At 72.4% G+C, this 16,022-nt stretch carries 15 protein-coding genes; 7 read left to right on the top strand and 8 right to left on the bottom strand.

The features are described from left to right. The first annotated feature begins 56 nt into the window (after nt 1-56). From P8627_RS09255 to P8627_RS09230, 6 genes are all read left to right on the top strand, one after another. Nucleotides 57-956, top strand: a complete 900-nt coding sequence (locus P8627_RS09255; protein WP_279963814.1) for a CPBP family intramembrane glutamic endopeptidase — start codon at nt 57-59, stop codon at nt 954-956. 82 nt (nt 957-1,038) lie between these two features. Next, nucleotides 1,039-2,016, top strand: coding sequence for an acetyl-CoA carboxylase, carboxyltransferase subunit beta (gene accD / locus P8627_RS09250; protein ID WP_279963813.1), 978 nt, complete (start codon nt 1,039-1,041; stop codon nt 2,014-2,016). 2 nt (nt 2,017-2,018) lie between these two features. Then, the gene (locus P8627_RS09245) at nt 2,019-2,399 is read left to right on the top strand and encodes a hypothetical protein (RefSeq protein ID WP_279963812.1); all 381 of its coding nucleotides are present in this window, start codon (nt 2,019-2,021) and stop codon (nt 2,397-2,399) included. Next, nucleotides 2,396-3,661, top strand: coding sequence for a bifunctional folylpolyglutamate synthase/dihydrofolate synthase (locus tag P8627_RS09240; protein ID WP_279963811.1), 1,266 nt, complete (start codon nt 2,396-2,398; stop codon nt 3,659-3,661). The genes P8627_RS09245 and P8627_RS09240 overlap by 4 nt, the downstream gene beginning before the upstream one ends. Before the next feature lie 252 nt (nt 3,662-3,913). Next, on the top strand, nt 3,914-4,435 hold the full coding sequence (locus tag P8627_RS09235; protein ID WP_279963810.1) for a hypothetical protein: 522 nt from the start codon (nt 3,914-3,916) through the stop codon (nt 4,433-4,435). Further along, nucleotides 4,432-5,061, top strand: coding sequence for a DUF7002 family protein (locus P8627_RS09230; RefSeq protein ID WP_279963809.1), 630 nt, complete (start codon nt 4,432-4,434; stop codon nt 5,059-5,061). Before P8627_RS09235 ends, P8627_RS09230 begins: the two co-directional genes overlap by 4 nt. Nucleotides 5,062-5,127: 66 nt before the next feature. Here P8627_RS09230 and zapE read toward each other — a convergent pair whose 3' ends face one another. Genes zapE through uxaC form a run of 4 tightly spaced genes read right to left on the bottom strand, consistent with a single transcriptional unit; the run spans nt 5,128 to nt 10,186 of the window. Further along, a complete protein-coding gene (zapE, locus tag P8627_RS09225) occupies nt 5,128-6,183 on the bottom strand; it encodes a cell division protein ZapE (RefSeq protein ID WP_279963808.1) in 1,056 nt (351 codons plus the stop codon). Between the two features lie 36 nt (nt 6,184-6,219). Beyond that, the gene (uxuA, locus tag P8627_RS09220) at nt 6,220-7,374 is read right to left on the bottom strand and encodes a mannonate dehydratase (RefSeq protein WP_279963807.1); all 1,155 of its coding nucleotides are present in this window, start codon (nt 7,372-7,374) and stop codon (nt 6,220-6,222) included. Beyond that, a complete protein-coding gene (locus P8627_RS09215; protein ID WP_279963806.1) occupies nt 7,371-8,774 on the bottom strand; it encodes a mannitol dehydrogenase family protein in 1,404 nt (467 codons plus the stop codon). The genes uxuA and P8627_RS09215 overlap by 4 nt, the downstream gene beginning before the upstream one ends. Further along, nucleotides 8,771-10,186, bottom strand: coding sequence for a glucuronate isomerase (gene uxaC, locus P8627_RS09210; RefSeq protein WP_279963805.1), 1,416 nt, complete (start codon nt 10,184-10,186; stop codon nt 8,771-8,773). The genes P8627_RS09215 and uxaC overlap by 4 nt, the downstream gene beginning before the upstream one ends. 106 nt (nt 10,187-10,292) lie before the next feature. Here uxaC and P8627_RS09205 point away from each other — a divergent pair, with 106 nt between their 5' ends. Further along, nucleotides 10,293-11,210, top strand: a complete 918-nt coding sequence (locus P8627_RS09205) for a sugar kinase (protein WP_279963804.1) — start codon at nt 10,293-10,295, stop codon at nt 11,208-11,210. Between the two features lie 9 nt (nt 11,211-11,219). Here P8627_RS09205 and P8627_RS09200 read toward each other — a convergent pair whose 3' ends face one another. Genes P8627_RS09200 through P8627_RS09185 form a run of 4 tightly spaced genes read right to left on the bottom strand, consistent with a single transcriptional unit; the run spans nt 11,220 to nt 16,021 of the window. After that, nucleotides 11,220-12,500, bottom strand: a complete 1,281-nt coding sequence (locus P8627_RS09200; RefSeq protein ID WP_279963803.1) for an amidohydrolase family protein — start codon at nt 12,498-12,500, stop codon at nt 11,220-11,222. Then, nucleotides 12,500-13,447, bottom strand: coding sequence for an ABC transporter permease (locus tag P8627_RS09195; protein ID WP_279963802.1), 948 nt, complete (start codon nt 13,445-13,447; stop codon nt 12,500-12,502). The genes P8627_RS09200 and P8627_RS09195 overlap by 1 nt, the downstream gene beginning before the upstream one ends. After that, nucleotides 13,444-14,493 carry an ABC transporter permease gene (locus P8627_RS09190; RefSeq protein ID WP_279963801.1) on the bottom strand — a complete coding sequence of 350 codons (1,050 nt, stop codon included), beginning with the start codon at nt 14,491-14,493 and terminating at the stop codon, nt 13,444-13,446. The genes P8627_RS09195 and P8627_RS09190 overlap by 4 nt, the downstream gene beginning before the upstream one ends. Continuing rightward, nucleotides 14,483-16,021 (bottom strand): ABC transporter ATP-binding protein, encoded by a 1,539-nt coding sequence (locus P8627_RS09185; protein WP_279963800.1) that lies wholly within the window; start codon nt 16,019-16,021, stop codon nt 14,483-14,485. The genes P8627_RS09190 and P8627_RS09185 overlap by 11 nt, the downstream gene beginning before the upstream one ends. Between the last annotated feature and the right edge of the window lies 1 nt (nt 16,022).

Below are 16,022 nucleotides of genomic sequence, written 5' to 3'. Positions count from 1 at the left end.
CCGGATGGGCAACGCCCGTCTAGGCTGCCCGAAAAACGAGCAAGAGGGCAGCGGGCATGTGGACCAAGCGCTTCGAGGCGTTCGTCGCGCCGGCGCGCACCAAGCCGCAGATCTGGAGACTGGCCGCCGGCCTCGTGCTGGTGGTGGCAGTCTATGCCGGCTGCGTCGTCGCGCTGCTGGGGCTGGTCTGGGCGATCGCCGGGACCGAGGCGCTGCAGGGCTGGATGCAGCGCATCGCGCAGGCCGGGACGCCCACGGCCGTCCTGATCATGCTGGCGAGCTTCATCGGCATGCTGATCGGGCCAATTCTGGCCGCGCGCTGGCTGCACAAGCGGCCGGGCCGGACCTTGCTCGGCCCGCGGCTCTGGGCGGGATTCGGGCTGGGTGCCGCGATCACGGGCCTCGTCTTCGCCGCCAACATGCTCCTGATCCCCGCGCCCTTCCCGCTGGTCCCCAACACGCCGCTCGACCTCTTCTTGACCTTCCTGCCCGCGGCCCTTCTGGGCATCGCGCTGCAGACCGGCGCCGAGGAGGTGCTGTTCCGCGGCTACCTGCAACAGCAGCTCGCCGCCCGCTTCGCCAGCCCGGTGGTCTGGATGCTGCTGCCGTCGCTCGCCTTCGGCGGGCTGCATTACGCCCCGGCCATGGCCGGTCAGAACGCCTGGCTTCTGGTGGCGGCGGCGACGCTGTTCGGGCTTGTGGCCGCCGACCTGACGCGGGTCACCGGCTCCATCGGGGCCGCCTGGGGCATTCATTTCGTCAACAACGCCACCGCGATCCTGTTCATCGCGCTCGACGGCTCGCTCTCGGGGATGTCGCTTTTCAAGACGCCCTTCACCGCCGCCGATACCGACATCCTGCGTCCGCTGATCGCGCAGGACATGCTGGTGACGGTGATCATCTGGGCCTGCATCCGTCTCTGGCTGGCGCGCCGCGACCGCACCGCCCCGGCCTGACCGCGCCGGCGGCCGGCATCGGGGGCGAATTGCATTCCCCCGGGCCGCTCTCTATCTCGAGCGGGCAGACAAAGGACACGCGATGAACTGGATCTCGAACTACGTCCGGCCCAAAATCAACAGCCTCTTCTCGCGCCGCGAGGTGCCCGAGAACCTGTGGACCAAGTGCGACGAGTGCGGGACGATGCTGTTCCACCGCGAGCTCCGCGACAACCAGCGCGTCTGCACCAATTGCGGCCACCACATGCATATCGCGCCGCGCGAACGCTTCGAGGCGCTGTTCGACGGCGGCACCTTCACCGAGGTCCGCGTCCCCGCCCCGGTCGAGGACCCGCTCAAGTTCCGCGATCAGAAACGCTATCCCGACCGCCTGCGCGCCGCCCAGAAGGCCAGCGCCGAGCACGAGGCCATGCTGGTCGCCGAAGGCGAGATCCACCGCACCCCCATCGTCGCCGCCGCGCAGGATTTCGGCTTCATGGCCGGCTCCATGGGCATGTATGTCGGCAACGCCATCATCGCCGCCGCCGAACGCGCCGTCGCGCTGAAGCGCCCGCTGGTCCTGTTCTCCGCCGCCGGCGGGGCGCGCATGCAGGAGGGCATCCTCAGCCTGATGCAGATGCCGCGCACCACCGTCGCGGTCGAGATGCTCAAGGAAGCCGGCCTGCCCTATATCGTCGTGCTGACCCATCCCACCACCGGCGGCGTCACCGCCTCCTACGCGATGCTGGGCGACGTCCAGATCGCCGAGCCGAACGCGCTCATCTGCTTCGCCGGCCCCCGTGTCATCGAGCAGACGATCCGCGAAACCCTCCCCGAGGGCTTCCAGCGCGCCGAATACCTGCTCGATCACGGCATGCTCGACCGCGTCACGCCCCGCGGCCAGTTGCGCGACGAGATCGCGACGATCCTGCGGATGCTGACCGGCGAGGGCCCGGTCGTGCATGGCGACCTGCCGAAGCCCGTCGAGACGACGCAGCCCGACCCCCTGCCGGTGCAGGACGCGCTGCCCCCGACGGATGCGACGGCCGATCCGAACGCGCCGAAGCCCCCCGCCGGCTGACCATGGCCCTGGCGCTCGGATCGATCTGCGGCCTCGCCATCGTGATCGTCATGAACCGCGCCGGCATGCTGGCGGAGCGGTCCGGCCTCGCCGTCCTCCTCGCCGCCATCGCCGCCTTCTGGCCGGTCTTCGCCATCGCCGACGGCCATGACGAAATCCTGCACCTCGCGGTCTTCGCCGGGTTCCTCGCCTTGGCCCTCGCCGGCTTCGTCCGCGGCGCCTTGTGGCTTGTGGCGGGCCTTGCGCTGCACGGGCTCTGGGATGCGGGACTCGCGCTCGGGCGGCCGCCGGGCCCGGCCTTCTGGCCCGCCTTCTGCGCCGCGCTCGACCTCGCGGCGGCCGCGGCGCTCGCGCTGCTCTGGCGCCGGGGCCGCCTCGCATGATCGTCGGCTCCGACACCGTGCTCGACCGGCTGATGGCGCTGCACCCGAAGGTCATCGACCTCGTGCTCGACCGCGTCCATCGCCTGCTCGCGGCGCTCGGCCATCCCGAGACGCGCCTGCCGCCGGTGATCCACATCGCGGGCACCAACGGCAAGGGCTCGACGCTCGCGATGATCCGCGCGGGGCTCGAAGGCACGGGCGCGACCTGCCACGCCTATACCTCGCCGCATCTGGCGCGCTTCCACGAACGCATCCGCCTCGCCGGGACGCTGATCGGCGAGGCCGCGCTGACCGATCTGCTCGAGGAATGCGAGGCCGCCAATGACGGCGCGCCGATCACCTATTTCGAGATCACGACCTGTGCGGCGCTCCTGGCCTTCGCGCGCACGCAGGCCGACTGGACCCTGCTCGAGGTCGGGCTGGGCGGGCGGCTCGACGCGACCAATGTCGTGGTCCCGCGGCTGACCGTCATCACCCCCGTCTCGATGGATCACGAGGCCTATCTGGGCGACACCCTGGCCAAGATCGCCGCCGAGAAGGCCGGCATCCTCAAGCCCGGCGTGCCCTGCATCGTCGGCCCGCAGGCGGACGAGGCGCTGGAGGTGATCGAATACCGCGCCGCCCGCCTGGGCGTGCCGCTGCAGGTCCACGGCCAGCATTGGCACGTGACCGAGGAAAACGGCGGGCTGGTCTTCCAGGACGAGACCGGGCTGATGGACCTGCCCATGCCGCGGCTGATCGGCCGCCACCAGGTCCAGAACGCCGGCATGGCCGTGGCCGCCCTGCGCGCGCTGGGCCGGGCCGAAGGCGCGGCGGCGGCGATGCGCGACGCGCATTGGCCGGCGCGGATGCAGCGGCTGAAATGCGGGCCGCTGGTCGACGCGGCGGGCGCGGCCGAGCTCTGGCTCGACGGCGGGCACAACCCGGCGGCGGGCGCCGCGCTGGCCGAGGCGCTGACCCGCCTGCCGGACCGGCCCCTGCATCTCGTCTGCGGGATGCTCAACACCAAGGACGCCGCGGGCTACATGGCCCCGCTCGCGCCCCGCGCGGTGCATCTGCACGCCGTGTCGATCCCGGGCGAGGCGAACACGCTCACCCCCGCCCAGACCCGCGCCGCCGCCGACCGCGCGGGCATCCCCTCCTCCGAGGCCGCCTCCGTCGCCGAAGCCGTCGCCGCCATCACCGCCCGCGAGCCCGGCGCGCGGATCCTGATCTGCGGCTCGCTCTACCTCGCCGGCCGCATCCTGCGCGACCACGCCTGAGGCGGGGGGCTCGGGCCGACGCCGAGCGACGCCCGAAGCACATGTCTCCCCCGCCGCCCGGAGGCCCGCGCCCGACCGGGTGGGCGCGGACGCGCCCGCCATGGGGCGGGCGGGCGCGTGCCGGGCCGCAATGCGACCCGGCGGATCGGCCGGAGACGGCGCGCCGCCCGGCTCGCCATCGCGCAACGAACCTCGGGCCCCCGCCTTCCACGCCGCATTGATCCCCGCCCCGGCCCGGGCGATAGATCGGCCATGATCCGCACGGCCCGCCTCGCCCTCCTCGCCGCCGCCCTCGCCGCCCCGGCGCAGGCCGCCACCCATGCCTTCTGCTGGGTCGGCGCGAACGGCTATCGGATGGAGGGGTACATCGCCTATCCCGACACGCTCGCCGGCCGCGTCATCACCCAGGACGAGGTGACCGGCTTCGGCATCTCCGGCTGGCGCGCCGAGCGCTATCTCGGATCCTGGTCGCTGAAGGACCTGACGCCCGAGACGACCTGGGTGCTGCGCTTCGACACGCGCGCGCAGGCCTTCCCGATGGGCGGCCTGCCGGCCGAGGGCACCTACCAGGCCTGGAACGCGAACGGCTTCGTCACCGATTGCGGCGATCCGGGCTTCGGCTTCAACGGCGGCAACCAGGCGCAGGACATCTGCGTGGACGGCGTCTTCATCGAGGAGTCGGGCGTCCCGCCGGACACGCCGCTCTCGGCCGCGCCCGACACGTCGAACCCCTGCGGGCCGCTGCCCATGTCCCGGAACGCGCGGCGCAAATGACGCTCGAAGCCTTCGCCGCCCGTCATCCGACGCTCTGGCGCCTCTCGCCGCGGGGCAGTGCGGACGGGATCCGCCGCCACGGCCTGCTCTCCGCCGCGACGCTGGCCGCGCGCGCCGGGGTCACGCTGCCCACCGGACGCCGCCGCCGCGCGATGCCCTTCGCCCTGCCCGACGGCACGCCGGTGCAGGTCACCGACAATTCGCCCCTGTCCGAGGCGAAGCTGGCCCGCGTCCTCGATGACGGGCTCACGCCCGCGGATTGGATCGCGATGCTGAACGCGCGCGTGTTCTTCTGGCCGGACCGGCGCCTGGGCGCGGGGAACCTGCGCGCGCGGCGGCGCTTCGGCTACGTCGACGAATGGCACCGCTTCGACACCGCCGCGGTTCTGGCCCCGGCCTGGGATCGCGCCGAGATCGCGCCCTTCAACACCGGCGCGACGCTGCACACCCCGCCGCGGCGGGGCCACGCGACCTTCGCGCCGCTCGACGGGCTCGACCTCGCCGAATGGCGCGAACGGCGCCGCCGGGCGGGGGCGGTGCAGGGCCGCGACGCGGTGCGCGAGGTGACGGTCCGCGGCGACCTGCCCGAGGCCGCATCCGCGCTGATCGGGGTCGAGCACGCCTGAATTCACGTCCGACACGGATCACCCGCAGATCACCCGTAGATCACCCATGAAATTCCGGCCGGATTTTCACTCGGCAGCCGCCTCCGCACCCCAGCCCTCCGACTGCATCTCGCGCAGCCGGCTCGCGGTCCGCGCGAACTCGAACACGTCCCCGCCGCCCAGCGCCTCGGGCTCCGCCTCGGCGCTCACGATCAGCCGGACCTTCGCCTCGTAGAGCGCGTCCACCAGCGTCACGAAGCGCCGCGCCTCGTTGCCATGCGCGCGGTCCAGCCGCGGCACGTCGGTCAGGATCAGCACCCGCAGCGCGCGTGCCAGCGCCAGGTAGTCCCCCGCCCCGAGCGGCCGCCCGCAGAGCTCCGCGAAGCTCGCCCGCGCCACGCCCGCGGCATAGTCGTCCAGGCGCAATTCGCGCCCCTTCACCCGCAGCACCAGCGGCCCGTCCGCCCCGTCCGAAAAGCGCGCCCAGACCTCGTCCAGCGCGCCCCCGCCCACGAAATAGCTGGGCGATCCGGCCAGCCGGTCCTGCCGCCAGTCGCGCGGACTCGTCAGTTCGTGCACGATCATCCGCGCCTTCACCATCTCGATGAACGGCAGGAACAACGCGCGGTTCAGCCCGTCCTTGTAGAGATCGTCCGGCGGCCGGTTCGAGGTCGTCACCACGTGGACGCCGCCGTCCCACAGCTTCTCGAACAGCCGACCCACCACCATCGCATCTGTGATGTCGGTGATCTGCATCTCGTCGAAACACAGAACCTGCACCGCGTCGATCACGCTGTCGGCGAAGGGCCCCAGCGCGTCGCGCGTGCCGGCGGCGCGGGCCTCGTGCATCGCCTCGTGGACCTCCTGCATGAAGGCGTGGAAATGCACCCGACGCGACGGCACCGGCGATACCTCGTGGAACAGGTCCATCAGCATCGACTTGCCGCGCCCGACCCCGCCCCAGAGATAGGCGCCCATCGGCCCCTCGGGCGGCTTGGCGCGCAGCCCGAGGAAGCCGCGCTTCGCCGGGCGGGCCAGCTTGTCGCGGATGCGGTCCAGCGGCTCCAGCGCGGCCTCCTGCGCGGGGTCGCGGTCGATCCGGCCCTCCGCCACGCGGGCGTCGTAGATCTCGTGCAGCGTCATGTCCCGTGGCCTAGCGCGCGCGTCCCGGGGCGTCCATCAGCCGCGGTGGCCCAGCCCGGCGATCACGCCGCGCAGCTCGGCCAATCCGCGCATCCGTCCCGCCAGCGGATAGCCCGGATGCGTGCCGCGGCGCGCGTCGTCGAGCAATTCGTGGCCGTGATCGGGGCGGAACGGGATCGGCCGGCCCGTCGCCGCCTCGGCCGCCAGCAGGGAAGCGACCAGCGCGACCATGTCGGTGTCGCCCGCCAGATGTGCGGCCTCGGTGAAGCTGCCGTCGGGGTCTTTCGCCACGTTGCGCAGATGGGCGAAATGGATCCGGTCGGCGAAGCGACGCGCGATGGCGGGCACGTCGTTTCCCGGGTTGGCGCCGAGCGAGCCGGAACAGAGCGTCAGCCCGTTCTCCGGCGCGTCTTGGGCGTCGAGGATCCAGGCGATGTCATCGGCATCCGACACGATCCGTGGCAGGCCCAGGATATCGCGCGGCGGGTCGTCGGGATGCACGCAGAGCCGCAGGCCCAGCGCCTGCGCGGTGGGCACGACCTCCGCCAGGAAGCGCGCGTAATGCGCCTGCAGGGCCGCCCGGTCGATCCCCCGATAGATCTCCAGCGCGCGGCGCAGGCCCCGCAGATCGTAGCGGTCATAGGCCCCCGGCAGCCCCGCCATGATCGACCGCAGAAGCGTCGCGCGGTCGTCTTCGGTCGACTGGCCGAACCAGGCGCCGGCGGCGGCGATCACCTCGGGCGGGTAGTCGTCGCGCGCGGCCTCCCGCTCCAGCATGTGCAGCTCGAACGCCGCCATCCGCGGCGCGTCGAAGCGCAGGGCGGTGCCGCCAGGCGGCACGGGATGGGCCAGGTCGGTGCGCGTCCAGTCGAGAAGCGGCATGAAGTTGTAGCAGACCGTGCCGATCCCCTCGGCGGCGAGATTGGCGAGGCTCTGGCGGTAATTGGCGAAGAGCCCGGGCCCCGCCTCGCCGCGCTTGATCGCCTCGTGAACCGGCAGGCTCTCGACGACCGCCCATGTGAAGCCCGCGCCTTCGATCGCGTCGCGGCGCGCGGCGATGGCGTCGCGCGGCCAGACCTCGCCATAGGGGATCTCGTGCAGGGCGTTGACGATGCCCGCCGCGCCGGTCTGCGCGATCTCGGGCAGGGTGATGCGGTCGAGCGGGCCGAACCAGCGCCAGGTCTCGATCATCGGGCGATCCTTTCGGCGGTGGTGATGGCGCCGCGGGTGGCGAGCTCGGCATGGAGGCGCGTTAGCGGCGCGCGGATGCGGGCGGCCAGATCGGCGTCGAACACGACGCGCAGCCCGAGCAGGGACGCCACCGGATCTGCCGCCCGAGCCCGCGCGCGTAGCTCCTCGGCCAGCGGGTCGCGCAGGTCGAGAGGCCGCCCGGCCTCGTCCGTCCCGCCGACATGGCGCATCCAGGCCGCGACGACCGCCAGCAGCCCCTCGGCCTCGGCCCCGGCGTCCAGCCGGTCGCGCAGCGTGCCGAGGATGCGCTGCGGCAGTTTCTGACTGCCATCCATGGCGATCTGCAGGGTCCGGTGCCGGATCGCCGCGTTGTCGTAACGCGCCAGCAGCGCGTCGGCATAGGCGGCGAGGTCGGTGCCCGGCGGGGGTGTCAGCGTGGGCACGATCTCGGACCAGAGATGGCGGGTGAAGGCGCGCAGCACCGGGTGGGCAACCGCCTCGGCGATGGTTTCATGCCCCGAGAGAGAGCCCAGATAGGCCAACGCCGAATGCGTGCCGTTCAGCATCCGCAGCTTCATCGCCTCGAAGGAGGCCACGTCCGACACCATCTGCACGCCCGCGCGCTCCAGCGGCGGGCGCGCGCCATCCACGAAGGCGTCGGTCACGACCCATTGGCGAAACGGCTCGTGCACCACGGGCGCCGCGTCGTGCCGCCCGGTCAGGCGCGCGACCGCGGCGATGTCCTCGGGCGTCGTCGCGGGCACGATGCGGTCGACCATGGTGGCGGGAAAGGCGCCCTCGGCCGCGATCCAATCGGCGAGCGCGGGATCGATGCGGCGGGCGAGCTCCAGCACCACGCCGCGGATCAGCGCGCCGTTATCGGGAAGATTGTCGCAGGACAGGACGGTGAAGGGCCGGTGCCCCGCGGCCCGGCGCGCGGCCAGCGCGCGGGTCAGGAACCCGGGGGCCGAGCGCGGCAGGGGAGCCGCGAGGTCGTGGCGGATATCGGGGTGATCGGGGTTCAGGCGTCCGGTCGCGGGATCGTGGCAATAGCCCTTCTCGGTCACGGTCAGGCTGACCACCCGGATGCCCGGATCGGCCATCGCGTCCAGCACAGCCCGCGGGTCTTCGGGCGCGACCAGTATGTCGCGGAGCTGTTCGATCACCGCGGCGCGGGGGCCGTCAGGCCCGCGCTCCAACGCGGTATAGGCGAAGCCCTGCGGGGCCAGCGCATCGCGGGTGGCGGGGCTCCGCAGGCTGACGCCGATCACGCCCCAATCGCCGCCCACCTCCTGCAGGATCGGCAGCCCGAACGCCCGGAAGAACGCGCCCGGCCCCAGATGCAGCCAGCCCGGTTTCGGGCGCGCGGCACCGCCGGGGGCGAGGCGCGGCGCGGTCACGCCCGGTCCAGCCGGTAGGCGCGTTTCGCCAGGTTGTAGGCCAGGTCCTGCGCCACTTCATGGGCGTCGGCCTCGGCCAGTCGGCCGGTCGCGACGAGGGTCGCGAGATAGGCGCAATCGACCCGGCGCGCGACGTCGTGGCGCGCCGGGATCGAGCAGAAGGCCCGCGTGTCGTCGTTGAACCCGGCCGTGTTGTAGAACCCCGCCGTCTCGGTCACCGCCTCGCGGTAGCGGCGCATCCCCTCGGGGCTGTCGAAGAACCACCAGGCGGGCCCGAGCAGGAGCGCCGGATAAACCCCGGCCAGCGGCGCCAGTTCGCGGGAATAGGCGGTCTCGTCGAGGGTGAAGACGATCACCCGCAGCCGGGGATCGGTGCCATGCGCCGACAGGAGCGGGCGTAGCGCGGTGACGTAATCGGTGCGGGTCGGGATGTCGAAGCCCATGTCGCGTCCGTGGCTGGCCAGCATCGCGGCGGAATGGTTGCGCGCCGCGCCGGCGTGGATCTGCATCACCAGCCCGTCCTCGAGCGACATGCGCGCCATCTCGGTCAGCATCTGGCCGCGGAAGGTCTCGGCCTCCTTCGCGCTCGCCTGCCCGGCGCGCACCCGGTCGTAGAGCGCGGCGGCCTCCGCCTCGGGCAGGTCCTCGGTCCGCGCGGTGGGGTGGCCGTGATCGCTGGCCCGGGCGCCCATCGCGACGAACTCCGCGCGGCGAGCGCGATGGGCAGCGAGATAGCTGCGCCAGCTGGACACATCCTCGCCCGTCATCGCGCCCAGCGCGTCGACATTGCGCGCGAAGCCCTCGTGATCCGGGTCCACCACGGCGTCGGGCCGGTAGGTCGGGATGACATGGCCGCCCCAATCGGAGGCGCGGATCGCGGCATGGGCTTCCAACGGGTCAAGCGCCGAGTCGGTCGTGGCCAGCGTCTCGACGCCGAAGCGGTCGAACAGCGCGCGGGGCCGGAAGCCGTCCTGCGCCAGGCAGTCGGACAAATGGTCGTAGCAGGCATCGGCCGTGGCCGCGACGAGCGGCGGCGTCCAGCCGAAGACATGCTCCAGCGCGTGGTCGATCCACATCGCCGGGGGCGTGGCGCGCAGCAGGTGGTAGTTGGCCGCGAAGACGCGCCAGATCGCGCGGCCATCGGTTTCGACCGCACCGCCATCGGCGCGCGGGACGCCCAGCGCGTCGAACGGCACGCCCTGGCTGAAGAGCATGCGGAAGACGTAGTGATCGGGCGTCACGAACAGGCGAGCCGGGTCGGGAAAACGGTCGTTCCCGGCGAACCAGGCGGGGTCGCAATGGCCGTGCGGGCTGACGATCGGCAGATCCGCCACCGCGCCGTAGAGCGCGCGCGCCAGGTCGCGGGCGCGGGCCTCCAGCGGGAACAGCCGATCGGGGTCGAGACGCGGCATCGCTTTCCTCGCGGCGCCGGGACGGGCCGTCCGATCAGGGCTAGGAAAGAAAGCCCGCCCGGTCAATTTCCGTTGCGGGCCGCCGCGGGGCCGGTGAGAAACGGGCATGACCGCCGCAGCCCCGCCCCGCGCCCCGCGCATCCTCTCGATCGGCGAATGCATGGTCGAGCTGGCCCCGGCGGGCCCGGATGGCCTGTTCCGCCGGGGCTTCGCCGGCGACACGATGAACACCGCCTGGTATCTCGCGCGGCTGCGGCCCGACTGGGCCGTCGGCTATCTCAGCGCGGTCGGGCAGGATACCATCTCGGACGCGATGCTGGCCTTCATGGCGCAGGCGGGGATCGCGACCGAGCATGTCGCGCGGCGCGCCGACCGGACGGTGGGGCTCTACTTGATCGAGCTGCGGGACGGCGAACGCAGCTTCGCCTATTGGCGCGACCGCTCCGCCGCGCGGCGCCTGGCCGAGGATGCGGACGCGCTGGACCGCGCCTTTGCGGGGACCGACCTGATCTACCTCTCGGGGATCACACTCGCGGTGCTGAAGGGCGACGGGCGCGCGCGGCTGTTGGACCGGCTGGCCGCCGCGCGCGCGGGCGGCGCGCGGATCGCCTTCGACCCGAACCTGCGCCCGCGGCTCTGGCCCGGGACGGCCGCGATGTGCGCCGCGGTGACCGAGGCGGCGGGGCTGGCCGATATCGTCCTGCCCTCGCATGACGACGAGGCCACGCATTTCGGCGACGTCGACCCCGCGGCGACGCGGGACCGCTATGCCGCGCTGGGCGCGGGAACGGTGGTCGTGAAGGACGGGCCGGGCGATATCCTCGCCGTCTCGGACGGGATGCGCGCGGGCCTCCGCCCCGACCCGGTCGCCCGGGTCGTCGACACGACCGCAGCGGGCGACAGCTTCAACGCAGGGTTCCTGGCGGCGCATCTCGCGGGCGAGAGCCTCGACGCGGCACTGCGCGCGGGGGCGGCGCTGTCGGCCCGGGTCATCGGCGGGCGCGGGGCGCTGGTCGAGATCTGAGCGGCGCGCTCAGCTGCCCGCCCGGTGCCGCCGCCGCATGCCGCCCGGCCGTCCCGGCAGGTCCAGCGCCGCGTCGGCGCGGGGGGTTCGCGCGACGAGCTTGCCCTTCGACACCACCGCCAGCCGCGTCGCCCGCAGGCGCAGCGCCTCGACCGGGTCGCCCGCGTCCAGCACCACCAGCGAGGCGGTGCAGCCGGGCGCGAGGCCATAGCCCTCCAGCCCGATGATCGCGGCATTGGTCTCGGTCACCATGTCGAAGCAGCGGCGCATCTCCTCCGGATGGCTCATCTGCGCGACGTGCAGCCCCATGAAGGCCACGTCCAGCATGTCCGCCGTGCCCAGCGGATACCACGGGTCGCGCACGCAATCCTGCCCCCAGCCGACCGCGATGCCCGCGGCCTGCATCTCCTTCACGCGGGTCAGGCCTCGGCGCTTGGGGAAGCTGTCGTGGCGGCCCTGCAGCATGATGTTGATCAGCGGGTTGGGGATCGCCGCGACCCCGGCCTCCGCGATCAGCGGGATGAGCTTGGAGACGTAGTAATTGTCCATCGAATGCATTGAGGTCAGGTGCGAGCCCGCGACGCGGCCCTGAAGCCCCAGGCGCTGCGTCTCGTAGGCCAGCGTCTCGATGTGGCGCGACATCGGGTCGTCGGTCTCGTCGCAATGCATGTCGACGGGCAGGCCCCGCTCGGCCGCCAGTTCGCAGAGCGCGGTGACCGAGCGCGCGCCGTCCGCCATGGTCCGCTCGAAATGCGGGATCCCGCCCACGACGTCGACGCCCAGATCGAGCGCCCGGACCGTGTTGTCCCAGGCCGCAGGGTCGCGGAACAGGCCGTCCTGCGGGAAGGCCACGAGTTGCAGGTCGAGATAGGGACGGACGATGTCGCGCACCTCGAGCAGGGCCTCGACGCCCAAGAGCCGGTCGTCGCAGGTGTCGACATGGCTGCGGATCGCCAGCAGGCCCATCGAGACCGCCCAGTCGCAATAGGCCAGCGCGCGGTCGCGGACCGCCTCGTGGGTCATCACGCCCTTCAGCTCGCCCCAGAGCGCGATGCCTTCGAGCAGCGTGCCGGAGCCGTTCACGCGCGGGATGCCGTAGCTGAGCGTCGCATCCATGTGGAAATGCGGGTCAACGAAGGGCGGGCTGACGAGGTCGCCGGTCGCGTCGACCGTCTCGCGCGCCTCGCCCTCCAGCCGCGGCTCGACGGCGGCGATCCGGTCGCCGCTTATGCCGATATCGGCCACGCGCCCGTCGGGCAGCGTGCCGCCCTTCACGATCAGGTCGAACATCAACGCTCCCCCCGGTTGAACGGCACCATCAGCGCGGCCGGGACGGCGGCGCGGCGCGACATGACCACGAGGGCCAGGATGGACAGAATATAGGGTGCCATCAGGAAGATCTGGTACGGTACCTCGGCCCCGAGCGGCGTCTGCTGCAGCCGCACCTGCAGCGCGTCGAAGGCCGCAAAAAGCACCGCGCCCAGCAGCGTCTTGCCGGGCTTCCACGCGCCGAAGACAACCAGCGCGATGCAGATCCAGCCCCGCCCGTTGACCATCTCGAAGAAGAAGCTGTCGAAGGCCGACATCGTCAGGAAGGCCCCGCCCACCGCCATCAGGCCCGATCCCACGATCACCGCGCCCATGCGCAGCCCGGTGACCGACAGGCCCTGCGCCGCGACGGCCGAGGGGTTCTCGCCCGCCGCGCGGATGGCGAGGCCCAGCGGCGTGCGCCACAGGACCAGCGCGACGATCCCGGCGGTGGCGAAGGCCGCGTAGGTCAGCGGCGTCTGGGTGAAGAGCGCGGGACCCAGAAGCGGCAGATCCGACAGGATCGGCACCGGCCATTCGGTGAAGGCCGCAATCTTGGGCGGGCTCGTGACCTCGGGCAGGGCGAGGCGGTAGGCGAAGTAGGTCGCGGCCGTCGCCAGAAGCGTGATCCCCAGGCCCACGACGTGCTGCGACAGGCCGAAGGGCACGGTCAGGACGGCGTGCAGAAGCCCGAAGCCCATCCCCGCCAGAAGCGCCACGCCGACGCCGGGCCAGAGGCTTAGGCCGGAATAGACCGCCATCCAGCCCGCGAAGGCGCCGGTGACCATGATCCCCTCGATCCCGAGGTTCAGGACGCCCGCGCGTTCGCAGATCAGCTCGCCCATGGCGGCGAAAATCAGCGGGCTCGCGATGCGGATCGCGGCGGCCCAGAAGCTGGCCGAGAGCAGAATGTCGACGATCTCGGTCATCCGCGCCGCACCCGGAAGCGCGTCAGCATGATCGCCAGCACCATCGACAGGAGCGCCGTCGCCAGAAGGATGTCGGCCAGGTAGGTCGGCACGCCCGCCGCGCGGGACATCGAGTCGGCGCCGACGAAGACGCCCGCCACGAACAGCGCGGCGACGACCACGCCCAGAGGGTTCAGAAGCGCCAGCATGGCGACGATGATGCCGGTGTAGCCGAAGCCCGGGCTCAGATCCAAGGTGAGCGACCCCTTGGCGCCCGCCACCTCCGAGAAGCCCGCCAGCGCCGCCAGCCCGCCCGACAGGATCGCGGTGCGGATCAGCGTGGCGCGGACGGGCACGCCCGCGAAATGCGCGGCCTCGGCATTCATGCCCACGGCGCGCATCTCGTAGCCCCAGATCGTGCGCGTCTGGATCACCCAGACCGCCCCCGCGCAGATCAGCGCGAGGCCGAAGCCCCAATGCAGGCGCAGCCCCTCGACGATGCGCGGCAGCCGCGCCTCCTCGACCAGGCGCGCGGATTTCGGCCAGCCGAGCCCCATCGGATCTTTGAGCGGCCCTTCCAGCAGCATCGACACGAAGAGCAGGACCACGAAGTTCAGAAGAAGCGTCGTCACCACCTCGTCCACGCCGAAGCGGGTCTTGAGGAAGGTCGGCACCAACAGCGCGACCGCCCCGCAGGCGATCGCCGCCAGCGCGAGCGTGGGCAGCAGAAGCGCGGCGGGCCAGCCCAGATAGCCGGTGCCGAGGACGACCGTGGCCACCGCGCCGAGATAGAGCTGCGCCTCGGCCCCGATGTTCCAGAGCTTGGCGCGGAAGGCCACGGCGACGGCGAGGCCGGTGAAGATCAACGGCGTCGCGCGGTTCAGCGTCTCGAGCAGGGCGAAGCGCGAGCCGACAGCCCCCTCGACGATCAGGCCCAGCACCGAGAGCGGCGCGGCCCCGGCCAGCGCGGCGAGGCCCGAGGCGAAAATCACCGTCGCCGCGAGCGCCAGCGCGGGCAGGCCCAGCGTGCGCAGCGACGTGGGCCGGACGACGGGTTCAAGCCGCATGGTCGAAGCCCTGCCCGGCCATCCAGCCGCCCAGTTGGGCCGGCGTCATCGTGCCCCGCGGGAAGGCCGGCGAAAGCCGCCCGCGCGAGATCACGTGGATCACGTCCGACAGCGCGATCACCTCGTCGAGATCCTCGGAGATCAGCACCACGCCCGCGCCCCGGTCGCGCGCGGCCAGGAGCTGTTCGTGGACATAGGTCAGCGCGCCGATATCGAGCCCCCGCACCGGCTGGTTGGCGAGGATCAGGTCGGGCGCGGTCTCCAGCACGCGGCCGAGGATCAGCTTCTGCATGTTGCCCCCCGACAGGAGCCGGATGCGCGTGGCGGGGCCGGGGCAGCGGACGTCGTAGCCTGCGATCACCCGCTCGGCGAAGGCGCGCGCCTCCGACCAGTCGAGCCAGCCGCCCCGGCTGAAGGGCGCGCGGGCGTAGCGCTCGAGCATGACGTTCTCGGTCAGGTCCATATCGGCGACGGTGCCGGTGCGGTGCCGGTCCTCGGGGATGCGGGCGATGCCCGCGCCGGTCGCGGTGCGGGGCGACCAGTCCACGGGCGGCGCGCCCTTCAGGCGGAAGGTGCCGGCGCGGGGCTCGACCAACCCGCCCAGCAGGTCGGCCAGCGCGGCCTGCCCGTTGCCCGAAACGCCCGCCAGGCCTACGATCTGTCCGCGCCGCACGACCATGTCGACGCCGCGCAGGCCCGGCGCCCCGCCGCGCGGCGCGGTGTCGACGGCTTCCAGTTCGACGACCGGTTCGCCCGGCGCGTGGTCGCGCAGCTCCGGCGCGGGAATGTCGCTGCCGACCATCATCCGGGCCATCGCCTCGCGGTCGGTATCGGCGGTCCGCGCCTCGGCCACGACGCGGCCGTGGCGCAGCACGACGACCCGGTCCGAGATCGCCTCGACCTCGTGCAGCTTGTGACTGATGAAGATGACCGACAGGCCGTCCGCCACGGCCTGCCGCATCGTGGCGAACAGGCCCTCGGTCTCCTGCGGGGTCAGCACGGCGGTCGGCTCGTCGAGGATCAGGATCCGCGCGTCGCGGTAGAGCGCCTTGAGGATCTCGACCCGCTGCCGCTCGCCCACCGTCAGCGCGCCGACCATCGCGTCCGGATCGACCTGCAGCCCATAATCCCGTGCCAGGCGCGCGACCTTGGCGCGCGCCGCGCGGCGCCCGGCGCGCAGCGACCAGAGCGGGCGCGTGCCCAGCACGATGTTGTCGAGCACGCTGAGATTGTCGGCCAGCGTGAAATGCTGGTGCACCATGCCGACGCCGGCGGCCAGCGCGGCGCCGGGGCTGCCTTCGGGCAGGGGCCGGCCCCGCACCTCGATCGTGCCGGCATCGGGGGTGTAGGCCCCGAACAGGATGTTCATCAGCGTGGTCTTGCCCGCGCCGTTCTCACCCAGCAGGGCCACGACCTCACCGCGGCGCAGGCTGAAGGACACCGCGTCGTTGGCCAGAACCTGGCCGAAGCGCTTGGTGATACCATCGAGGCGGAGGACGACCTCCGCCCCGTCTTCCGGTCCGGTCACG

Source organism: Jannaschia sp. GRR-S6-38 (genome assembly GCF_029853695.1).
Lineage (GTDB): Bacteria > Pseudomonadota > Alphaproteobacteria > Rhodobacterales > Rhodobacteraceae > Jannaschia > Jannaschia ovalis.
The sequence above is the reverse complement of the archived record's forward strand: the minus strand, read 5'-3'. Positions and strand labels throughout refer to the sequence as shown.

What these genes read in the sequence shown, in the direction of transcription:
- P8627_RS09255 (WP_279963814.1), top strand. Translation starts at nt 57, where the DNA reads ATGTGGACCAAGCGCTTCGAGGCGTTCGTCGCGCCGGCGCGCACCAAG.
- accD (WP_279963813.1), top strand. Translation starts at nt 1,039, where the DNA reads ATGAACTGGATCTCGAACTACGTCCGGCCCAAAATCAACAGCCTCTTC.
- P8627_RS09245 (WP_279963812.1), top strand. Translation starts at nt 2,019, where the DNA reads ATGGCCCTGGCGCTCGGATCGATCTGCGGCCTCGCCATCGTGATCGTC.
- P8627_RS09240 (WP_279963811.1), top strand. Translation starts at nt 2,396, where the DNA reads ATGATCGTCGGCTCCGACACCGTGCTCGACCGGCTGATGGCGCTGCAC.
- P8627_RS09235 (WP_279963810.1), top strand. Translation starts at nt 3,914, where the DNA reads ATGATCCGCACGGCCCGCCTCGCCCTCCTCGCCGCCGCCCTCGCCGCC.
- P8627_RS09230 (WP_279963809.1), top strand. Translation starts at nt 4,432, where the DNA reads ATGACGCTCGAAGCCTTCGCCGCCCGTCATCCGACGCTCTGGCGCCTC.
- zapE (WP_279963808.1), bottom strand. Translation starts at nt 6,183, where the DNA reads ATGACGCTGCACGAGATCTACGACGCCCGCGTGGCGGAGGGCCGGATC.
- uxuA (WP_279963807.1), bottom strand. Translation starts at nt 7,374, where the DNA reads ATGATCGAGACCTGGCGCTGGTTCGGCCCGCTCGACCGCATCACCCTG.
- uxaC (WP_279963805.1), bottom strand. Translation starts at nt 10,186, where the DNA reads ATGCCGCGTCTCGACCCCGATCGGCTGTTCCCGCTGGAGGCCCGCGCC.
- P8627_RS09205 (WP_279963804.1), top strand. Translation starts at nt 10,293, where the DNA reads ATGACCGCCGCAGCCCCGCCCCGCGCCCCGCGCATCCTCTCGATCGGC.
- P8627_RS09200 (WP_279963803.1), bottom strand. Translation starts at nt 12,500, where the DNA reads ATGTTCGACCTGATCGTGAAGGGCGGCACGCTGCCCGACGGGCGCGTG.
- P8627_RS09195 (WP_279963802.1), bottom strand. Translation starts at nt 13,447, where the DNA reads ATGACCGAGATCGTCGACATTCTGCTCTCGGCCAGCTTCTGGGCCGCC.
- P8627_RS09190 (WP_279963801.1), bottom strand. Translation starts at nt 14,493, where the DNA reads ATGCGGCTTGAACCCGTCGTCCGGCCCACGTCGCTGCGCACGCTGGGC.